Origin of the sequence: Paenalcaligenes suwonensis (assembly GCF_011290505.1) — a bacterium.
Taxonomy (GTDB): Bacteria; Pseudomonadota; Gammaproteobacteria; order Burkholderiales; family Burkholderiaceae_B; genus Paenalcaligenes; species Paenalcaligenes suwonensis.
The window spans coordinates 95,619-114,979 of record NZ_JAANPV010000006.1; the positions used below are offsets into that span (position 1 = coordinate 95,619).

General features: G+C 50.3%; 17 protein-coding genes. 9 read left to right on the plus strand and 8 right to left on the minus strand.

Annotation, left to right across the window (positions count from 1 at the left end):
* Positions 1-21 precede the first annotated feature (21 nt).
* Positions 22-2,292, plus strand: a complete 2,271-nt coding sequence (locus GY634_RS10525) for an NADP-dependent malic enzyme (protein ID WP_166408498.1) — start codon at positions 22-24, stop codon at positions 2,290-2,292.
* A gap of 152 nt (positions 2,293-2,444) precedes the next feature.
* Here the strand turns inward: GY634_RS10525 and gltA are convergent, their stop codons facing one another.
* The 7 genes from gltA to GY634_RS10560 form a co-directional block, all read right to left on the minus strand.
* Positions 2,445-3,737, minus strand: coding sequence for a citrate synthase (gltA, locus tag GY634_RS10530; RefSeq protein ID WP_166408678.1), 1,293 nt, complete (start codon positions 3,735-3,737; stop codon positions 2,445-2,447).
* Positions 3,738-3,756: 19 nt separating this feature from the next.
* The gene (locus GY634_RS10535) at positions 3,757-4,017 is read right to left on the minus strand and encodes a succinate dehydrogenase assembly factor 2 (RefSeq protein WP_135865733.1); all 261 of its coding nucleotides are present in this window, start codon (positions 4,015-4,017) and stop codon (positions 3,757-3,759) included.
* Positions 4,018-4,029: 12 nt separating this feature from the next.
* A complete protein-coding gene (locus GY634_RS10540) occupies positions 4,030-4,746 on the minus strand; it encodes a succinate dehydrogenase iron-sulfur subunit (RefSeq protein WP_166408499.1) in 717 nt (238 codons plus the stop codon).
* 13 nt (positions 4,747-4,759) lie between these two features.
* Entirely contained in the window at positions 4,760-6,463 is a 1,704-nt protein-coding gene (sdhA, locus tag GY634_RS10545; protein WP_423227300.1) for a succinate dehydrogenase flavoprotein subunit, read from the minus strand.
* Positions 6,464-6,538: 75 nt separating this feature from the next.
* Positions 6,539-6,922: a succinate dehydrogenase, hydrophobic membrane anchor protein gene (gene sdhD, locus GY634_RS10550; RefSeq protein ID WP_135865739.1), complete on the minus strand. Its 384-nt coding sequence runs from the start codon at positions 6,920-6,922 to the stop codon at positions 6,539-6,541.
* Positions 6,922-7,335, minus strand: a complete 414-nt coding sequence (gene sdhC, locus GY634_RS10555; protein WP_135865740.1) for a succinate dehydrogenase, cytochrome b556 subunit — start codon at positions 7,333-7,335, stop codon at positions 6,922-6,924. The genes sdhD and sdhC overlap by 1 nt, the downstream gene beginning before the upstream one ends.
* A gap of 109 nt (positions 7,336-7,444) precedes the next feature.
* Positions 7,445-8,218 (minus strand): GntR family transcriptional regulator, encoded by a 774-nt coding sequence (locus GY634_RS10560; protein ID WP_166408501.1) that lies wholly within the window; start codon positions 8,216-8,218, stop codon positions 7,445-7,447.
* A 282-nt stretch (positions 8,219-8,500) separates the two neighbouring features.
* Between GY634_RS10560 and GY634_RS10565 the strand changes: the two genes are divergently transcribed.
* The 8 genes from GY634_RS10565 to efp all read left to right on the plus strand — a co-directional run bounded on the left by GY634_RS10565 (position 8,501) and on the right by efp (position 18,765).
* Positions 8,501-9,490 carry a malate dehydrogenase gene (locus tag GY634_RS10565; RefSeq protein WP_166408502.1) on the plus strand — a complete coding sequence of 330 codons (990 nt, stop codon included), beginning with the start codon at positions 8,501-8,503 and terminating at the stop codon, positions 9,488-9,490.
* Positions 9,491-9,857: 367 nt separating this feature from the next.
* Positions 9,858-11,060, plus strand: a complete 1,203-nt coding sequence (prpC, locus tag GY634_RS10570; RefSeq protein ID WP_166408503.1) for a bifunctional 2-methylcitrate synthase/citrate synthase — start codon at positions 9,858-9,860, stop codon at positions 11,058-11,060.
* 17 nt (positions 11,061-11,077) lie between these two features.
* Complete coding sequence (locus GY634_RS10575; protein WP_166408504.1) at positions 11,078-12,529, plus strand: bifunctional 2-methylcitrate dehydratase/aconitate hydratase; 1,452 nt, start codon at positions 11,078-11,080, stop codon at positions 12,527-12,529.
* Positions 12,530-12,710: 181 nt separating this feature from the next.
* Complete coding sequence (locus GY634_RS10580; RefSeq protein WP_166408505.1) at positions 12,711-12,983, plus strand: GNAT family N-acetyltransferase; 273 nt, start codon at positions 12,711-12,713, stop codon at positions 12,981-12,983.
* A 125-nt stretch (positions 12,984-13,108) separates the two neighbouring features.
* Entirely contained in the window at positions 13,109-15,694 is a 2,586-nt protein-coding gene (gene acnB / locus GY634_RS10585; protein WP_166408506.1) for a bifunctional aconitate hydratase 2/2-methylisocitrate dehydratase, read from the plus strand.
* 136 nt (positions 15,695-15,830) lie between these two features.
* Positions 15,831-17,024, plus strand: coding sequence for a DUF2863 family protein (locus tag GY634_RS10590; protein ID WP_166408507.1), 1,194 nt, complete (start codon positions 15,831-15,833; stop codon positions 17,022-17,024).
* Positions 17,025-17,029: 5 nt separating this feature from the next.
* On the plus strand, positions 17,030-18,139 hold the full coding sequence (gene earP, locus GY634_RS10595; protein ID WP_166408508.1) for an elongation factor P maturation arginine rhamnosyltransferase EarP: 1,110 nt from the start codon (positions 17,030-17,032) through the stop codon (positions 18,137-18,139).
* A 71-nt stretch (positions 18,140-18,210) separates the two neighbouring features.
* Positions 18,211-18,765, plus strand: a complete 555-nt coding sequence (gene efp, locus GY634_RS10600; RefSeq protein ID WP_166408509.1) for an elongation factor P — start codon at positions 18,211-18,213, stop codon at positions 18,763-18,765.
* Positions 18,766-18,845: 80 nt separating this feature from the next.
* Here the strand turns inward: efp and GY634_RS10605 are convergent, their stop codons facing one another.
* Positions 18,846-19,325, minus strand: coding sequence for a DUF1178 family protein (locus GY634_RS10605; protein WP_166408510.1), 480 nt, complete (start codon positions 19,323-19,325; stop codon positions 18,846-18,848).
* Positions 19,326-19,361 lie beyond the last annotated feature (36 nt).

Here is a 19,361-nt window from a genome sequence, read left to right on the forward strand (position 1 = left end):
TCCCGCAGGAGCACATCAACAATGGTTGCCAAAGCAGATCTGGCCAAAATGGCGCTGGATTACCACGCTTACCCTACACCCGGAAAAATTTCGGTTACTCCCACCAAGCCTCTGGCGAATCAAGACGACTTGTCCCTTGCTTACTCCCCTGGCGTAGCTGAAGCATGTATGGCTATTCATGCTGACGGTAACGAAGCTGCAGCAAAGTACACATCGCGCGCTAACTTGGTAGGTGTGATCAGTAACGGTACCGCCGTACTAGGCCTAGGTAATATTGGCCCTCTGGCATCGAAGCCAGTTATGGAAGGCAAAGGCTGCCTGTTCAAAAAATTTGCTGGTATTGATGTGTTTGACATCGAGCTGGCCGAAAACGACCCACAAAAACTGGTAGATATTATTGCTGCCATGGAGCCCACACTGGGCGGCGTGAACCTGGAAGATATTAAAGCACCTGAGTGCTTCTACATCGAAACAGAACTGCGCAAACGCATGAAGATTCCGGTCTTCCACGATGACCAGCACGGTACAGCAATTATTTCTACCGCTGCGATTGTTAACGGCCTGAAAGTCGTTAACAAGAAAATCGAAGATGTGAAACTGGTATGTTCTGGCGCAGGCGCTGCAGCGATTGCTTGCTTGAACTTGCTGGTAAGCTTGGGCCTGCCACGCGAGCACATTTATGTTGCTGATTCTCGCGGCATTATCTGGAAAGGCCGTGAAGAAAACATGGAGCCTAGCAAGGCTCAATACGCTCAAGAAACCGACTACCGCACATTGGCTGACGCTATTGTGGATGCAGACGTATTCTTAGGGTGTTCTGCTGCTGGTGCCTTGACCCCTGCTATGCTGACCAGCATGGCTGCTCAGCCACTGATTTTGGCCTTAGCTAACCCTGAGCCAGAAATCCGTCCTGAGTTGGCTAAAGAAACACGCCCAGACTGCATTATCGCAACAGGCCGTTCTGACTACCCTAACCAAGTTAACAACGTTCTGTGCTTCCCCTTCATTTTCCGTGGCGCGCTGGATTGCGGTGCAAGCGTCATTAACGAAGAAATGAAGCTGGCTTGCGTAAAAGCCATTGCAGAATTGGCTGAAGCTGAAATCTACGATGACAGCGAACTGAGCTTTGGTCCTGACTACATTATTCCTCGTCCATTTGATCCACGTTTGCTGGCACACATTGCCCCAATCGTGGCACAAGCAGCGATGGACTCTGGTGTAGCCACACGCCCTATCGCTGACATGGAAGCCTACCGTCAGAAGCTGATTGCGATGACTTATCGCTCCGGCCCTCTGATGCGCCCACTGTTCATGCAAGCCAAACAAGAACCTAAGCGTGTGATTTACGCTGACGGTGAAGACGAGCGTGTATTGCGCGCAGTGCAGTCTGCCGTAGACGAGCGTATTGCTAAACCAATTTTGGTTGGCCGCCCTTCTGTGATCGAAATGCGCATCAAACGCTTTGGTTTGCGTCTGCAACCTGGTGCGAACGTGGAAATCGTTGACCCAGAAAATGACGATCGCTTTAACGAAACATGGACCAGCTACTACCAGCAACGCGCCCGTTTTGGCGTAACACCTGAAGTCGCTAAAGCCTCTATCCGCAAAAACAACACCTTGATTGGTGCAATGTTGCTGGAACGCGGTGATGCAGACGCCATGCTGTGCGGTGTCACTTCCCCGTTCGTAAACGAACTAAACCACGTACAAGATGTTATTGGCCTGCAAGAAGGTGCTACTACTTTCGCTGCCATGAACGCATTGGTACTGCCTACACAGACTTTGTTTATTTGCGATACGCACGTAAACGAAAATCCTACTGCAGAACAAATCGCTAACATGACCATCTTGGCAGCACACGAAGTTCGTCGCTTTGGTGTTGAGCCTCGCGTAGCACTGCTGTCGCACTCCAACTTTGGTAGTCGCGATAACGCTTCATCCAGAAAAATGGCTGAAGCACGTCGCTTGCTGGCAGAGATGGCTCCTGAACTGGAAGTGGATGGTGAAATGCACGCTGACTCCGCACTGGATGACAGCGTACGCTTCAAAGCCTTCCCAGACAGCACATTGAAAGCCCCTGCTAACCTGCTGATCACTCCTAACTTGGATGCCGGTAACATTACCTACAACATCCTGAAAACCACAGGCAGTGGCGGCGTAGCAATGGGCCCAATCCTGCTGGGTGCAAAACGTCCAGTACACATCCTAACCACCAGCGCTAGCGTACGTCGTATTCTGAATATGACTGCTATTGCGGTATTGGATGCAGTGGAAGCAGCACAAAAAGCCTAATAAAAAGCAGACCTATACTGCTACAAGCAACTCCCCCTCAGCACACGCTGAGGGGGAGTTTTTTATGCGTGCTCGCTTTTCATACAGACACAAAAAAACCCAACCGTTCAATAACGATTGGGTTCATTAATTCAGAGCTGTTATCTAGTTTATTAGATATTGCGCTCTGTTTCGCCTGTGTACAACTGACGAGGACGGCCAATTTTGTAGCCTGGATCGGAGATCATTTCATCCCACTGCGAGATCCAACCTACTGTACGTGCCAAGGCAAAGATAGCCGTAAACAATGGAGTAGGAATACCGATAGCGCGCTGTACGATTCCGGAATAGAAATCTACGTTCGGATACAGTTTACGCTCAACAAAGTATGGGTCTTCCAGAGCAATACGCTCCAATTCCATTGCCAGTTTGAACAGAGGATCGTTTTCCAGACCCAAAGCAGCCAATACTTCTTTGCATGTCTCTTGCATCAATTTGGCGCGTGGATCGTAGTTTTTGTATACACGGTGACCAAAGCCCATCAGACGTACGCCTGAGTTTTTGTCTTTGACCTTTTCCATGAACTCGCCAACTTTCTCTACACCACCGTTAGCTTGCAACTCTTCCAGCATGTTCAAGCATGCTTCGTTTGCGCCACCGTGAGCAGGACCCCACAAGCACGCTACGCCAGATGCAATCGCTGCAAATGGGTTGGTACCTGAAGAACCGCACAGACGTACTGTAGAAGTAGAAGCGTTTTGTTCGTGCTCTGCGTGCAGAATAAAGATACGATCCAGTGCGCGCTCTACCACTTCGTTTACTTGGTAGTCATCGCAGGGGGTACCAAACATCATGCGCAGGAAGTTACCTGTGTAGCTCAGGTCATTGCGCGGGTACATCAAAGGTTGACCCAATGTGTACTTGTGCGCCATCGCAACCAACGTTGGCATTTTCGCGATCAAACGGATAGCGGAAATACGACGGTGCTCAGGATTAGTGATGTCAGTGGAATCGTGATAGAAAGCCGACATGGCACCAACCAAACCGGTCAGAATAGCCATAGGGTGCGCATCACGACGGAAGCCATGCAGGAATGTCTGCATTTGCTCTTGAACCATCGTGTGGTGTGTCACCAGCCAGTCAAAATCAGTTTTCTGTTTTTCATCAGGCAATTCGCCGTTCAGAATCAAATAGCAAACATCTAAGAAGTTGCAGTTCTGAGCCAATTGCTCGATAGGGTAGCCACGGTACATCAGCTTGCCCTGGTCCCCATCAATGTAAGTGATAGCGGACTCACATGAGGCCGTTGCCATAAAACCCGGATCATAGGTAAACATACCTGTAGAACCGTACAGTTTACGGATATCAATTACCTCAGGACCCACCGTCCCTTTGTATACGGGAAACTCTACCGAAGGACTTCCATCGGAAAACGATAGTGTCGCTTTCTTATCAGACAGTTGCATCACATATCTTCCTCAAAAATTACAGCTCACGAATCTGAGCTACCAAACGCCGAATATCGGTCGTGTCATACTGGCCCTCAACTTCTTTTCGGGCCAGTAAAACATCGAGTAATTCCGTGTCATCCATTTCAAACAGAAGCGTTAGAGCAGAAACGTCAACGTCAGTTAGAGTTTCTTCATAACGATCCAGAAACTTGGTCACCATCAAATCGTTTTCAAGCAAACCTCGGCGTGCTCTCCAACGCAGGCGAGCCCGTTCTAACTGCGTCAACGTTCTCATTTCTACTCCTAATTACACGCTGCGGCGAACCAGCATTTCTTTGATTTTGCCGATGGCTTGTGTGGGGTTCAGCCCTTTAGGACATACATCCGCACAATTCATGATGGTATGGCAACGGAACAAACGGTATGGGTCTTCAAGGTTATCCAGACGCTCAGCTGTTGCCTCGTCACGCGAGTCGGCAATAAAGCGGTACGCCTGCAGTAACCCTGCTGGACCCACAAACTTATCAGGGTTCCACCAGAACGATGGGCATGATGTAGAACAACACGCGCACAGAATACATTCGTAAACACCGTCGATCTCTTCACGAGCTTCTGGTGATTGCAGACGTTCTTTTTCTGGCGGTGGTGTTTCGTTGATCAAGTACGGCTTGATAGAGTGGTACTGATCAAAGAAGTTAGTCATGTCCACGATCAGATCCCGAATGACTGGCAAGCCAGGCAATGGGCGCAGAACAATAGGTTGTTTCAAATCGTTCAAGTTAGTGGTACAGGCCAAACCATTCTTGCCGTTGATGTTCATGGCATCAGAGCCACAAACGCCTTCGCGGCAAGAACGACGAATAGCCAAGCTATCGTCTACATCGTTTTTGATGCGAACAATAGCGTCCAACAACATTTTGTCGGTAGGCTGGAGTTCTACTTCCAGCTTTTGCATGTAGGGGCGCTCGTCCTTATCAGGATCGTAGCGATAAATTTCGAATTTAATAGTCCGTGTTTTACTCATGACAGCGTCCTGATTAGAAGGTACGTGGCTTAGGCGGAATAGTTTCGGCCGTTAAAGGTTTCATCTGAACTGGTTTGTAGTCCAGACGGCTGCCATCGGCATACCACAAGGTATGGCGCAACCAGTTCTCGTCATCGCGCTCAGGGAAGTCGTTCAGTGCATGAGCACCACGGCTTTCTGTGCGGTTGGCAGCAGAACGGGTTGTGGCACGAGCCACTTCAATCATGTTGGACACTTCCAGCGCTTCAATACGTGCTGTATTGAATACTTTGGATTTATCCTTAAAGTAAATATCGTTAACTTCTGGCACCATCTCTTCGATCAAGCGCTCGCCTTCTTTCAGCAGGTCCATAGTACGGAACACGCCACAGTGAGCTTGCATGATGGTACGCATTTTGCCAGCCACATCTTGAGCTTTTTCGCCCGATGTACGGCTTTCCAGATGCTCCACACGTGCGACCGAGTAATCGATAGCAGATTCTGGAATATCTTGATGGCTGTGTTCTTTTTCTGGGTGGGAATCCACAATGTGGTTACCCGCCGCACGACCAAACACGATCAGATCCAGCAAGGAGTTAGTACCCAAACGGTTAGCACCGTGAACGGAAGTCGCCGCACACTCACCTACTGCGTACAGGCCATTAACGACTTTAGTTTCGCCGTTTTTGTAGTCCACAACTTGACCGTAGTAGTTAGTAGGAATACCGCCCATCTGATAGTGAATGGTTGGTACCACTGGGATTGGGTCTTTGATTGGGTCAACGTTCGCAAATTTGATGGAAATTTCGCGAATGGATGGCAGACGTTTCTTAATAACATCTTCGCCCAGGTGATCCAATTTCAGAACCACATAGCTACCATCGCCACAACCACGGCCTTCTTTGATCTCTTGGTCCATAGAACGAGACACGAAGTCACGTGGGGCCAAGTCTTTCAGGTTAGGTGCGTAACGTTCCATGAAGCGCTCGCCGTCTTTATTCAGCAAGATACCGCCTTCACCACGCACACCTTCAGTAATCAGAACACCAGCGCCAGCCACACCAGTTGGGTGGAATTGCCAGAACTCCATGTCTTCCAGCGCCAAGCCTGCACGAGCTGCCATACCCAGACCGTCACCAGTGTTGATGAAGGCGTTAGTAGAGGCACCCCAGATACGACCAGCACCACCAGTTGCCAACACAGTACGTTTGGCTTCCAGCACGAATATCTCGCCGGTTTCCATTTCTAGCGCAGTAACACCCAGCACATCGCCAGCTTCGTTACGCAATAGATCCAGAGCCATCCACTCAACAAAGAAGTTGGTACGGGAGGCTACGTTTTGCTGGTACAACGTGTGCAACATGGCGTGGCCAGTACGGTCAGCAGCGGCACAGGCGCGTTGAACAGGCTTCTCGCCGAAGTTAGCTGTGTGACCACCGAAAGGACGCTGGTAAATAGTACCGTTAGCGTTACGGTCAAACGGCATACCAAAGTGCTCTAACTCGTATACAGCGTTAGGCGCTTCACGGCACATGAACTCAATAGCGTCTTGGTCACCCAGCCAGTCCGAACCTTTAACGGTATCGTACATGTGCCATTGCCAATGATCTTCGCTCATGTTACCCAGCGAGGCACTTACCCCACCTTGCGCTGCAACCGTATGGGAGCGTGTTGGGAAAACTTTAGACAGTACAGCTACCGACAGACCAGCACGGGCAAGCTGTAACGAACAACGCATGCCAGCACCGCCGGCACCTACCACCACCACATCGAACTGGCGGCGGGGCAATGATTTATGAATAGCAGCCACGGCTTACAGGCTCCAGATAATTTGTGCAAAGAAAATGATGGATGCTACCAACCACAAAATGGTCAGGACTTGCAAAGTCAGACGCAAGCCAGTGGGCTTAACGTAATCCATCCAGATGTCACGTACGCCAATCCAAGCGTGCCATGCCAAGGACATGAAAAACAGGCTTGATAGCAATTGACCCAAAGGCAGTCCACCCACCTTGAATGCAAACAGGCTACGCCAGGACTGGTAATCCAAAGGCATGTTTACCAACAGACCTACCAAAAACACCAGGGTATAGATGATCATGATCACAGCGGTGACACGCTGGATAATGAAATCGAATGTCCCGTAGTGGGCGCCCACTACCAGACGATGTTGCCCAACTCGTTCTGGACTCGCCATTACCATGCTCCAAACAGTTTCAAACCAAATACAACCGTCAAAGCCAGACTGACGATGATGACTGACGCAGCCGTTTTACAGGCGCTGTATTTATCTATACCTTTGCCCAGATCCAGTGCCAAATAACGAATACCAGCACAGAAGTGATGCAAGTAACCCCAGATCAGAACCAGCAATACCAGTTTGAACAATGGGTGACCTACGTAGGCGCCAATCTGGTTGAACCCAGCCTCAGAACCCAAGCTTGCCGCCAACAAAGGCAACAGAACCACAGGTAGGCTCAAGAACAACAGAGCGCCGCTAATGCGGTGCAGAATGGAAGTTTTGGCCGCCAACGGTAAGCGGTATGACAATATCTGCGGTATGCCGATATTGCGATACTCCGGACGCGGTTTGGATGCGGTATCAGACATTATGGCCTCTATAAAAACAAAATGAGTGCATCGTGGTTACGTGAAGATTTTAGTTTTAGTATTTTCGCCTATTTACTTCGTAAAGCGCCAGACTTGACGCACACAAAGATCAATTAAGCAGGTTTCGGTAGTGGAATCGGTCCGTTATATACAACCCTCTACGTACTTCCATAGGGCGATCGCCATAGGTGTAAGCCACTCGCTCAACTTGCAATAGGGGGGTTCCCTCTGCCACACCTAGGTGTTCGGCAGCCTCTGCGCTGGCTGCCACAGCCCGTATAGATTCATCGGCGCGCACCATGCTGACGCCAAATCCACTCTCGAACCACGCGTACATAGGACGTTTATTCGCCGCCACGCTTTCTGCCGTTACACCCTTAAACGCAGAGCCTGGCAACCAAATGTCATCCAAAATAGTAGGCATGCCGTCAAAAGACAGTACTCGCCGCACATTCACCACCACATCTGCAGTACGCAAACCCAATAGGTTCGCAATATCGGCAGGCGCTTTGATGCGTGAGCAGCCTAAAATCACACTACTTGTTGCAGGTTGATGGCCATCATCAGGTGTCAGTCGCAAAAACCGGTAGCGCACTTTCGCTTCGTGATGTGTAGATACGAAGGTACCTTTACCTTGGCGACGAATCAGCAAGTTATCGGCAGCCAGTTCGTCGATGGCTTTACGCACCGTACCTTGGCTGACCTGATAGCGGGCCGCTAAATCAAATTCGCTGGGAATTGCTTCGCCCGGCTTCCACTCCCCACGGTCAAGGCTTTGCAGCAGCAAAGACTTGATCTGTTGGTACAACGGACTGTACGCTGCACTGGCAGCGTTTCGCTCCGAGACCAACAATCGTTCGGGTGTAGCAATGGGATCTGTCATAAGCCTGCTAGCCGGTTACGTGTCATCAATAACCGTGCACAAGAATTTAAACGTAGCCTTTATTTTCGCACGCTATACCGAATCTGTCTAACACTCTTCTGTCTTATATAAGATATAAGAGATTTGACTAGCCCCCCATTTTGGTCTAGTGTTCGCACCATGGGAACCCCCGTTATGAGCCACATCAAAAATCACATGCATTTTTAGGTTTCAGTAACGCAAACTGGCAGTACACTAGGTTCCAAGAACACTGTTTTTCCAACCCAACTGGAGTCAACTCTCATGTCCAAACCCGCAATGCGCGTAGCCGTTACCGGCGCCGCAGGCCAGATCGGTTACGCTCTATTGTTCCGCATCGCTTCCGGCGAAATGCTGGGCAAAGACCAACCCGTTATTCTGCAACTGCTAGAAATCCCAGACGAAAAAGCCCAGAAAGCCCTTCAAGGCGTAATGATGGAGCTGGACGACTGCGCTTTCCCTCTGCTGCAAAGCATGTCTGCTCACAGCGATCCACGCACAGCATTCAAAGATGCTGACGTTGCTCTGCTGGTTGGCGCCCGTCCTCGTGGCCCAGGCATGGAACGTAAAGATTTGTTGAGCGTAAACGCTAAGATTTTCACTGAGCAAGGCCGTGCATTGAACGATGTAGCCAGCCGCAACGTGAAAGTATTGGTAGTAGGTAACCCTGCTAACACCAACGCTTACATCGCGATGAAATCCGCACCTGATCTGCCTGCGAAAAACTTCACAGCCATGCTGCGTTTGGATCACAACCGTGCGTTGTCGCAATTGGCTCAGAAAGCCAATATCGCTGTTGCAGATATCGAGAACCTGATTGTATGGGGCAACCACTCCCCTACCATGTACCCAGATATTCGCTTTGCTACCGTTAACGGCGCATCGCTGGAACAGAAAATCAACGACCAAGAATGGAACCGTGACACCTTTATCCCTAAAGTAGGTAAACGTGGCGCCGCCATTATTGAAGCGCGTGGCCTGTCCTCCGCTGCTTCTGCTGCTAACGCTGCAATTGACCACGTACGCGACTGGGTACTGGGCAGCAACGGCAAGTGGGTCACGATGGGTGTTCCTTCCGATGGCTCTTACGGCATCCCAGAAGGCATCATCTACGGCGTACCTGTAACCACTGCAAACGGTGAGTACACTCGTGTAGCTGGTTTGGAAATCGACGAGTTCTCCCGCGAACGTATGGACTTCACCCTGAACGAACTGCTAGAAGAACGTGACGGTGTGAAAGACTTACTCGCGTAAGACTTTAGATCAAGGCCTGCTCTATGCAGGCCTTTTTTTTAGGTATGCTAGAGGTTCCTATCACCCTTTTTCAAACTTGTAGTAGAGCACCCAAGTCTTTGAACTAACACGTATGACCGAATACAAGCCCAGGCTTTGATTCGTCCCGTAAGTAGTAGTGGCGCATTAAGGTAAGCACACCAGCCCCTTATGATGCACGCGCCAAAAAGCCGCTGCTGCCGTTTCGTTCACATCATTCGGCATCAGAAAATACGCGCACCCCGTTCACAAAATGGGATACCAGTCGTATCGGCGACCACACCTTTGAATTTAAACGCTACTTCTGTGCACACAGAAGACACCCAAAGCAGTTCAAAAGGAGGCAGACATGGCTACAACAACTCGACGCACCGCATCGACCAAACCCGTCAAGTCAGCGGATGCGAGCATTACCCCACCACCCAAACCCAAAAAATCAGTAGCCTTATCCGGCATTGTTGCGGGTGATACCGCCCTGTGTACCGTAGGCCGTAGCGGCAACGACTTACACTACCGTGGCTATGACATCTTAGATATCGCACACACCTGCGAGTTTGAAGAAATTGCCCACCTACTGATTCACGGCAAACTTCCCACCCGCCCCGAACTTAAAGCCTACAAAGACAAACTACGCCGTTTACGAGGTTTACCGGCAGCACTAGTCTCCGTGCTGGAGACGCTCCCACCCGCTAGCCACCCCATGGATGTAATGCGTACAGCGGTATCGGTCTTAGGCTGCGTATTACCCGAAAAAGATGACCACAACCTGCCCGATGCGCGCGATATTGCCGATCACCTTATCGCCAACCTAGGCTCTGCCCTACTGTACTGGTATCACTTCAGCCATAACGGCTGCTCCATTAGCTTACAGACCGACGACGACAGCATAGGCGGACATTTTTTGCATCTACTGCACGGCCAAGCCCCCTCAGAAGACTGGGTACGCGCTATGCATACCTCGCTGATTTTGTACGCAGAACACGAATTCAATGCCTCTACCTTCACCAGCCGGGTCATTGCCAGCACAGGTTCAGACATGTATTCCGCCATTACAGGTGCCATTGGTGCTTTACGAGGCCCCAAACATGGCGGCGCCAATGAGGTGGCCTTCGAAATACAAAAACGCTATGACAATCCTGACGAAGCCGAAGCCGATATACGCAGACGCGTGGAAAACAAAGAGGTGATCATAGGTTTTGGGCACCCAGTCTATACCGTGGCCGACCCACGTAATCAAATCATCAAAGAGGTGGCTTACAAGCTGTCCAAAAAACAAAATAGCACCAAGATGTATGACATCGCTGAACGCTTAGAAACCGTCATGTGGGAAGCCAAAAAAATGTTCCCGAATCTGGATTGGTTTTCAGCGGTGTCCTACCACATGATGGGTGTACCCACCTCTATGTTTACGCCACTCTTCGTGCTTGCCCGTACCGCAGGATGGGCCGCGCACATTATTGAACAGCGCGTCGACAACAAAATCATCCGCCCCACAGCCAACTACATTGGCCCTAACGACCTGAAATTCGTCCCCATCAACCGTCGTACCTAATACAGGAGCTGCTTGTTATGTCTGCAACCATTTCCAACATTCGCCCTGAAGCGGATCAAGTTTTAGTCGATATTGCTGATTACGTCCTGAATTACGAGATCAAGAGCACGCTCGCTTACGAAACAGCACGCCATTGCCTGATGGACACCTTAGGCTGCGGCTTAGAATCCTTGGAATACCCTGCTTGCCGAAAACTGTTAGGACCTATTGTCCCCGGTACCATCGTTCCTCATGGCGCTAAGGTACCCGGTACACAGTTTCAACTTGATCCGGTACAGGCAGCCTTTAACATAGGCACTATGATTCGCTGGCTAGACTTCAATGACACCTGGCTAGCTGCCGAATGGGGACACCCTTCTGACAACCTAGGCGGCATACTTGCCACGGCTGACTGGCTTTCCCGTACAGCCATTGCGGCAGGCAAACCAGCGCTCACCATGCGTGACGTGCTCACCGCCATGATTAAAGCGCACGAAATCCAAGGCTGCATCGCACTGGAAAACTCGTTTAACAAAGTAGGGTTAGACCACGTAGTTCTAGTCAAAGTAGCATCCACGGCGGTAGTCGCCCACATGCTGGGGCTAGACCGTGATGAAATCATCAACGCACTGTCATTGGCATGGGTAGACGGCCAGAGCCTGCGCACCTATAGGCACTCGCCCAATACAGGCAGTAGAAAAAGCTGGGCAGCAGGCGATGCCACTAGCCGTGCAGTACGTTTAGCCTTAATCGCTAAAACCGGAGAAATGGGCTACCCCTCTGTGCTGACCGCCAAAACCTGGGGCTTTTACGATGTGCTGTTTAACGGAAAGCCCTTCACGTTCCAGCGCCCTTACGGCAGCTACGTGATGGAGAACGTCTTGTTCAAGATCTCTTTCCCTGCCGAGTTCCACTCACAAACGGCAGTGGAATGCGCCATGACCCTACACGATCAACTGAAGGCTAAAGGCAAAACCGCCGAAGACATTAAAAAGATCACCATACGTACCCACGAGGCGTGCATACGCATCATCGACAAAAAGGGGCCACTGAATAACCCCGCTGACCGCGATCACTGCATACAGTACATGGTGGCTGTGCCCCTTTTGTTTGGCCGCTTAACCGCTGCCGACTACGAAGACCACATTGCCAGCGATCCCCGTATTGATGCCCTACGCGACAAAATAGTCTGCGTGGAAGACCCCAGCTTCACAGCCGACTATCACAACCCTGAAAAACGCTCCATTGCGAATGCCGTCACGATTGAGTTCAACGATGGCAGCAAGTTGGATGAAATCGTGTGCGAATACCCCATTGGCCACAAGCGTCGCCGCGCCGATGGCATTCCGTTGCTGGAAGCGAAGTTCCGTACGAACTTGGCCCGCATTTTCCCCAGCAAGCAACAACAGCGCATTGTAGAGGTGTCTCTGGATCAAAAAGCACTAGAGAACATGCCTGTACATGAGTACATGGATATGTATGTAATTTAAGCGCTGATCGGCGGCGTTACGAGTAGCCACCCCTGCTCGTAACGCTCTAATTTTTCGTGCTATCACGCACCAGTCACCCATCAAGAATCACTACAAAACGTAACCACTCTTGCTGCGCCACGGTGTTGTTATAACGGCTATGTTACATTTGTCAGACCACTGACTTTTTCCTTGTATGAACATGCGTAACGTCACTCATAATACTGCCGAACACCGTTTCGAAATTCTCGAAGATTCGTATCTGTGCACACTGGAATATCAGCTACGGGATAACAGCTTTACCATCAAACACACCGTAGTTCCACGAGCAGTGGGTGGCAAAGGCATTGCAGGTGAATTAGTCAAAGCGGCCCTGAATTACGCCCGTGAACAACAGCTACGCGTGATCCCACAGTGCAGTTATGCCGCTGTGTATGTTCAGCGTCACCCCGAATACCAAGATCTTGTGTTGTAAAGCAAACAGGCGCATATCAGAAGTCTTATGTCTTATATAAGACCATTGCGTTGAACCTTGCTTCCACCTACAATAGAGGCATTACAAGCCTCTTGTCCCACCCTTTACTTAAATAGGCCTGCAACATGCTGGATTCTTATCGCCAACACGTTGCCGAACGCGCCGCGTTGGGCATCCCCCCACTACCGCTGACGGCACAACAAACCGCTGATCTGATCGAACTGATCAAAAACCCTCCCGCTGGCCAGGAAGAATTTTTGCTGGACTTGATCACTCACCGCGTACCAGCGGGTGTGGACGATGCCGCTAAAGTTAAAGCCTCTTACCTTGCAGCCGTTGCATTTGGTTCCGAAAGCAACTCGCTTTTCGATCGCAAACGCGCCTGTGAGCTGCTGGGCACCATGCTGGGTGGCTACAATATTGCTCCATTGCTGCAATTGCTGGATGACGCCGAACTGGCTCCTACCGCAGCTGAAGCACTGAAACACACACTGCTGATGTTCGACTCTTTCCACGACGTGAAAGAAAAAGCCGACAAAGGCAACAAATTTGCTCAAGAAGTACTGCAAAGCTGGGCTGACGCTGAGTGGTTCACCAGCCGTCCTGAAGTACCTGAGAGCATGACCGTGACGGTATTCAAAGTCACTGGCGAAACCAACACAGACGATTTGTCTCCAGCCCCTGATGCATGGAGCCGTCCTGATATTCCACTGCACGCTTTGGCGATGCTGAAAAACCCACGTCCAGGCATTACTCCTGACGACGCAGGTAAAGTGGGCCCCATCCAGTTCTTGGAGTCCTTGAAAGAAAAAGGCCACCAGATCGCTTACGTGGGTGACGTAGTGGGTACGGGTTCTTCCCGTAAATCCGCCACTAACTCCGTACTGTGGTTCACTGGCGATGACATCCCATTTGTTCCTAACAAACGCTTCGGTGGCGTATGTTTGGGCAGCAAAATTGCTCCTATCTTCTACAACACCATGGAAGATGCTGGTGCGCTGCCAATCGAATTGGACGTTTCCAAAATGGAAATGGGCGACGTAGTAGAACTGCGCCCTTACGAAGGTAAAGCCTTGAAAAACGGTGAGGTAATCGCCGAGTTCAAAGTAAAATCCGACGTATTGTTTGACGAAGTACGTGCCGGTGGCCGTATTCCTCTGATCATTGGTCGTGGTCTGACTACCCGTGCTCGTGAAGCCCTGGGCTTGCCTGCTACTGACTTGTTCCGTCTGCCACAAGCGCCTGTAGACAGCGGCAAAGGTTTCTCCTTGGCACAAAAAATGGTGGGTCGCGCATGTGGCTTGCCAGAAAACCAAGGTATTCGTCCAGGTACATACTGCGAGCCTCGCATGACTACCGTTGGTAGCCAAGATACTACTGGCCCAATGACTCGTGACGAACTGAAAGACTTGGCTTGCTTGGGCTTCTCTGCTGACTTGGTGATGCAGTCCTTCTGCCACACAGCCGCCTATCCAAAACCAGTAGACGTAAAAACTCACCACGAATTGCCTGAGTTCATCAGCACTCGTGGCGGTGTTTCCCTGCGTCCAGGTGATGGTGTGATCCACTCGTGGTTGAACCGTATGTTGTTGCCTGACACCGTTGGTACAGGTGGCGACTCCCACACACGTTTCCCAATTGGTATCAGCTTCCCAGCAGGTTCCGGTCTGGTAGCGTTTGCGGCAGCTACAGGTGTAATGCCTTTGGATATGCCTGAGTCTGTATTGGTACGTTTCAGCGGCAAAATGCAGCCCGGCGTAACACTGCGTGACTTGGTTAACGCTATTCCTTTCTACGCCATCAAGCAAAACCTGCTGACCGTAGAAAAAGCAGGCAAGATCAACATTTTCTCTGGCCGTATTCTGGAAATCGAAGGTTTGCCTAACCTGAAAGTTGAGCAAGCATTTGAGTTGTCTGACGCGTCTGCTGAGCGCTCCGCTGCAGCATGTACCGTACGTCTGGACAAAGAGCCTATCATTGAATACCTGAACAGCAACATCACACTGTTGAAGTGGATGATCGCTAACGGTTACGAAGATGAGCGCACATTGGCCCGTCGTATCCAGAACATGGAAAGCTGGTTGGCTAACCCACAATTGATGGAACCTGATGCAGATGCTGAATACGCTGCCATCATCGACATCAACATGTCCGAAATCCACGAACCTATCGTTGCTTGCCCTAACGACCCTGATGATGTGAAAACACTGTCAGACGTATCCGGCACAGCCATTGATGAAGTGTTTATCGGTAGCTGCATGACCAACATCGGTCACTTCCGTGCCGCCTCCAAACTGTTGGAAGGCAAACGTGACATCCCTACCCGTCTGTGGATTGCGCCTCCTACCAAAATGGATCAGGCTCAACTGACAGAAGAAGGCCACTACGGCGTTCTGGGTACAGCCGGTGCACGTATGGAAATGCCAGGTTGTTCGCTGTGTATGGGTAACCAAGCTCAAGTACGTGAAGGTGCAACAGTCATGTCCACCAGCACACGTAACTTCCCTAACCGTTTGGGTAAAAACTCTAACGTGTTCTTGGGCTCTGCCGAGCTGGCTGCTGTATGTTCCCGTTTGGGCCGCATTCCTTCTCGCGAGGAGTACTTGGCTGACATGGGTATCTTGGAAAAAGACAGCGACAAGATCTACCATTACTTGAACTTCGACCAAATCGAAGAGTACAAGGAAATTGCTGACTCCGTCGGCATTTAAGCAACACACTTGACCTAAAGTGTATAGAGGGGCTGCAGGAATGCAGCCCCTTTGTTTGTGTTCTGTCACAAGGCAACCACCGCGCACTACTTCAAGGGTAAACTGAATCTATTGTTACTGGTCACCTACTTCTGGCATGCATTCCTCTTTGTTACCTGACTATCAGCACCTACACGCACATGCCAAACGCTTGTTGCTCTGTGCAGACGCGCTCAGCCATTCTGTATCCAAAGTGGAAGATTCCTACTGGGAACACTTGGCCGAACAATGCATTGAAACGCTACTGCTTTCTGATGAAAGCACCATTATTGAGCAGCTATTTCAATACTTAAACGAGCACCAGCTTACCGAACACCTAGAGATCATCGCCAGCCTACTTGAAGGCTGTAGTGAGTCCATCACACTAGAAGATGCCTCTTCGGGTCAACGTTATGAAGCCCTGCTGATTAGCATTCCAATCACCACATGGACACGATACAGCTTGCCTGAAGGGCCCATGGAAACAGAGCTGATCCACGCCTTGGAAGCACAGTTGCATCAAGACATCTTGGCCCCTAATGTAAAAGTCGTACTGCACCCTGAGCTATTGTGCTTTGAGGATGTACCGCACAACCTGCATCAAGCCAGACAACTATTAGAGTCGCTAGCCAAGCAAGCGCTAGGTGTACATGGCAAAAGCACCACTAAACTGCCACCACGCTCTGAGCACCCTACCCTCTTAGCCGATGCACGATTTGTACTGGCCGTCATTCTTGCCCCAGAACATGCGCCGTTGTTTGCGTGGCAACAAAACAAAGAACCTGCCGCAGCACTGCAAGAACGCCTATTAAGCACCTGGCAAGAGCACAGCCAAGAACTCTTTGCGGGCGTGTTTACAGGCTGCCAAACCGAATACTGGTTACCGAATGCGTTCCATGCCAACAATCGCGTTGCAGAACAGCATTTACGTCCACTGAATCTTAAAGCGACCGTAACGTGGCTACAAACGGTGGCTCAAGTACCTAAGGGGCAATTAACCGCCGTGATTGCTGCCTGCGGGCAAGAGCAAATAGAAGAATACCGCATCGGTTTTTGCGTAGCCGATAGCGATGTGGTGATACATGGCTGTATCTGGCCACTGCTAGACCCTGATGACCAATCCGACACCCTTGCTCAAATAAGTGCCCTACTTAAAGAGCTAGAGAGCGGAGACGTACTCTTGCTGCCTGGGCTTTACGAGCCTGAGTTTTGCGATGATTGCGAAACCCCCTACTTTCCCAATCCGGACGCTCAATTAGTGCATCCGGAATTCCCTGAACAAATAGATTCAGAACCTCCGCTTCTACATTAATATCCGTGTTTCATTTTGATATTTTCTGCCGTGTTGTTGATAACTACGGCGACATAGGTGTCTGTTGGCGCCTGGCTCGCCAGTTGGCAGCCCCCCCACATCACAAAAATGTCCGCCTATGGGTAGACGATCTACAAAGCTTCAAACGTTTGGAGCCCCGCGTAGACTTAGCTGCAAACCAACAAGAAATAGATGGCGTTACCGTTTATCTATGGAATGAGGATCACGCTTTCCCCACCCCTGCTGAAGTGGTAATAGAAGCCTTCGCCTGTGAGCTACCCGACACCTATAAGGCAGGCATCACCTCGCAGTCGCTCTGGTTGAACTTGGAATACCTTAGTGCCGAAGACTGGGTGGAAGATTGTCATGCTCAACCCTCGCCGCAAGCTCAAGGCCAACATAAATACTTCTTTTTCCCTGGTTTTACTGAGCGCACCGGCGGATTACTGCGCGAGCACGAACTTAAACAGCAACGCTTACGCTGGCAGCAAGACCAACGTAATGCTCAAGCGCTGTGGACCAAAATTGGTTTAAGCGAACGCACACAGATTGAGATTATGCACGGCCAGCGTCGCCAGATTTTGTTGTTCTCGTACCCCTCTGCCCCCGTGATGGCATTGCTGCAAGCCTTACAACAAGGTAGCCATGACACCATTGTGCTCAGCCCAACGGCCTTCACCCCTGAGCAACAGGCACTGGCCAATGATCACCTGCTCTTGCATCACTTCGACTTTGTTAGCCAACATGAGTTTGATCAGTTGCTGTGGAGCAGTGACCTCAACTTTGTTCGCGGTGAAGATTCGTTAGTGCGTGCCATCTGGGCAGCCAAGCCTTTTATTTGGCAGCCTTACGAGCAAGAAGAAGGCTTACATACAAAAAAGCTACAAGCTCTACTGAATCACAGCCCTATGAATCAAGCTGTACAGACGCTCATGCACACCTGGAGCAGTCAAGACAGCCTGCAATTCACAGACCAATATCTATCTTGCATGCAGGCTCCTATGTGGCACAGATGGCGTGAGGAAGCCCTGCAGTGGCATAATACACTCTTGCAACAAGAGGATCTGTGTACACATCTGCTGGATTTCTGTACGAAACACCAGCCTACACAGTAAAATAGTCTTCTTTCGATTTTTGCCCCACACCATCACGTGCGGGGCCATCCTTTACCGGAGTTTCTTTAGTTATGAAAACCGCTCAAGAGGTACGCGTTGGTAACGTGGTGCTCGTCAATGGCGAACCTTTAGTTGTACAGAAATCCGAATACAACAAGTCTGGCCGTAACTCAGCTGTTGTAAAAATGAAGTTCAAAAACTTGCTGACAGGCTCTCCTAGCGAAGCTGTACACAAAGCTGACGAAAAATTCGACATCGTCACGCTGGAGAAAAAAGAGTGCACCTACTCTTACTTCGCTGATCCTATGTACGTATTCATGGATACTGAATACAACCAGTACGAGATCGAAGCTGACAGCATGGGCGACGCACTGAACTACCTGGAAGAAGGTATGGAAGCCGAAGTAGTGTTCTACGAAGGTCGTGCGATCTCTCTGGAATTGCCTACTATGATCGTGCGTGAAATCACTTACACAGAACCTGCTGTACGTGGTGACACTTCCGGTAAAGTGCTGAAACCCGCAACTATCAACACAGGCCACACACTGCAAGTGCCTATGTTCTGCGAAATTGGTGACAAAATCGAAATCGATACACGCACCAACGAATACCGCAGCCGTGTGTAACCCACACACTCAGGCAGAAAAAAAGGATCGCTTTATGCGATCCTTTTTTATTGAGTTCGCTCACCGTTACTGCGGCTCACCTATTGCAAACGGTCATCATCTAAATAGTCCGGTATAGGCAATACCGCGATGCCTTCCTCGGCAAGCTCCACACATTCTTCTACTGTCGCGCTACCACGTATAGAACGCTCTTCCACTTCACCATTGTGGATTTTTCGAGCTTCTTCTGCAAAATTTGCCCCTACGTTATCGGCCTGACTAAACAAGTTCCGTACCTGACGCATCACTTCTGCTTGCATAGCTGCCACATCTGCACCGCCCGCTGCTGGCGCTGTGCTGCTTGAAGCAGAGGAAGTGGGCACCTGAGTAGCCGACGACTCTTTTGTGTGACGTAAGTTGAGCCGTGGCGCCGACAGCATTTTATGCACCACAACGGAATGGCACACAGGGCAACTGAGCAACTTCTGTTCTTGTTGCTGCTCGAAGTTTTCCAGAGATTTAAACCAGCCCTCAAACACATGCTGGTTCTCGCATTGAAGATCAAAAACTTTTAACGCCATACCCTACCTAATGAAGGCTACCGTGACAGTAATGTC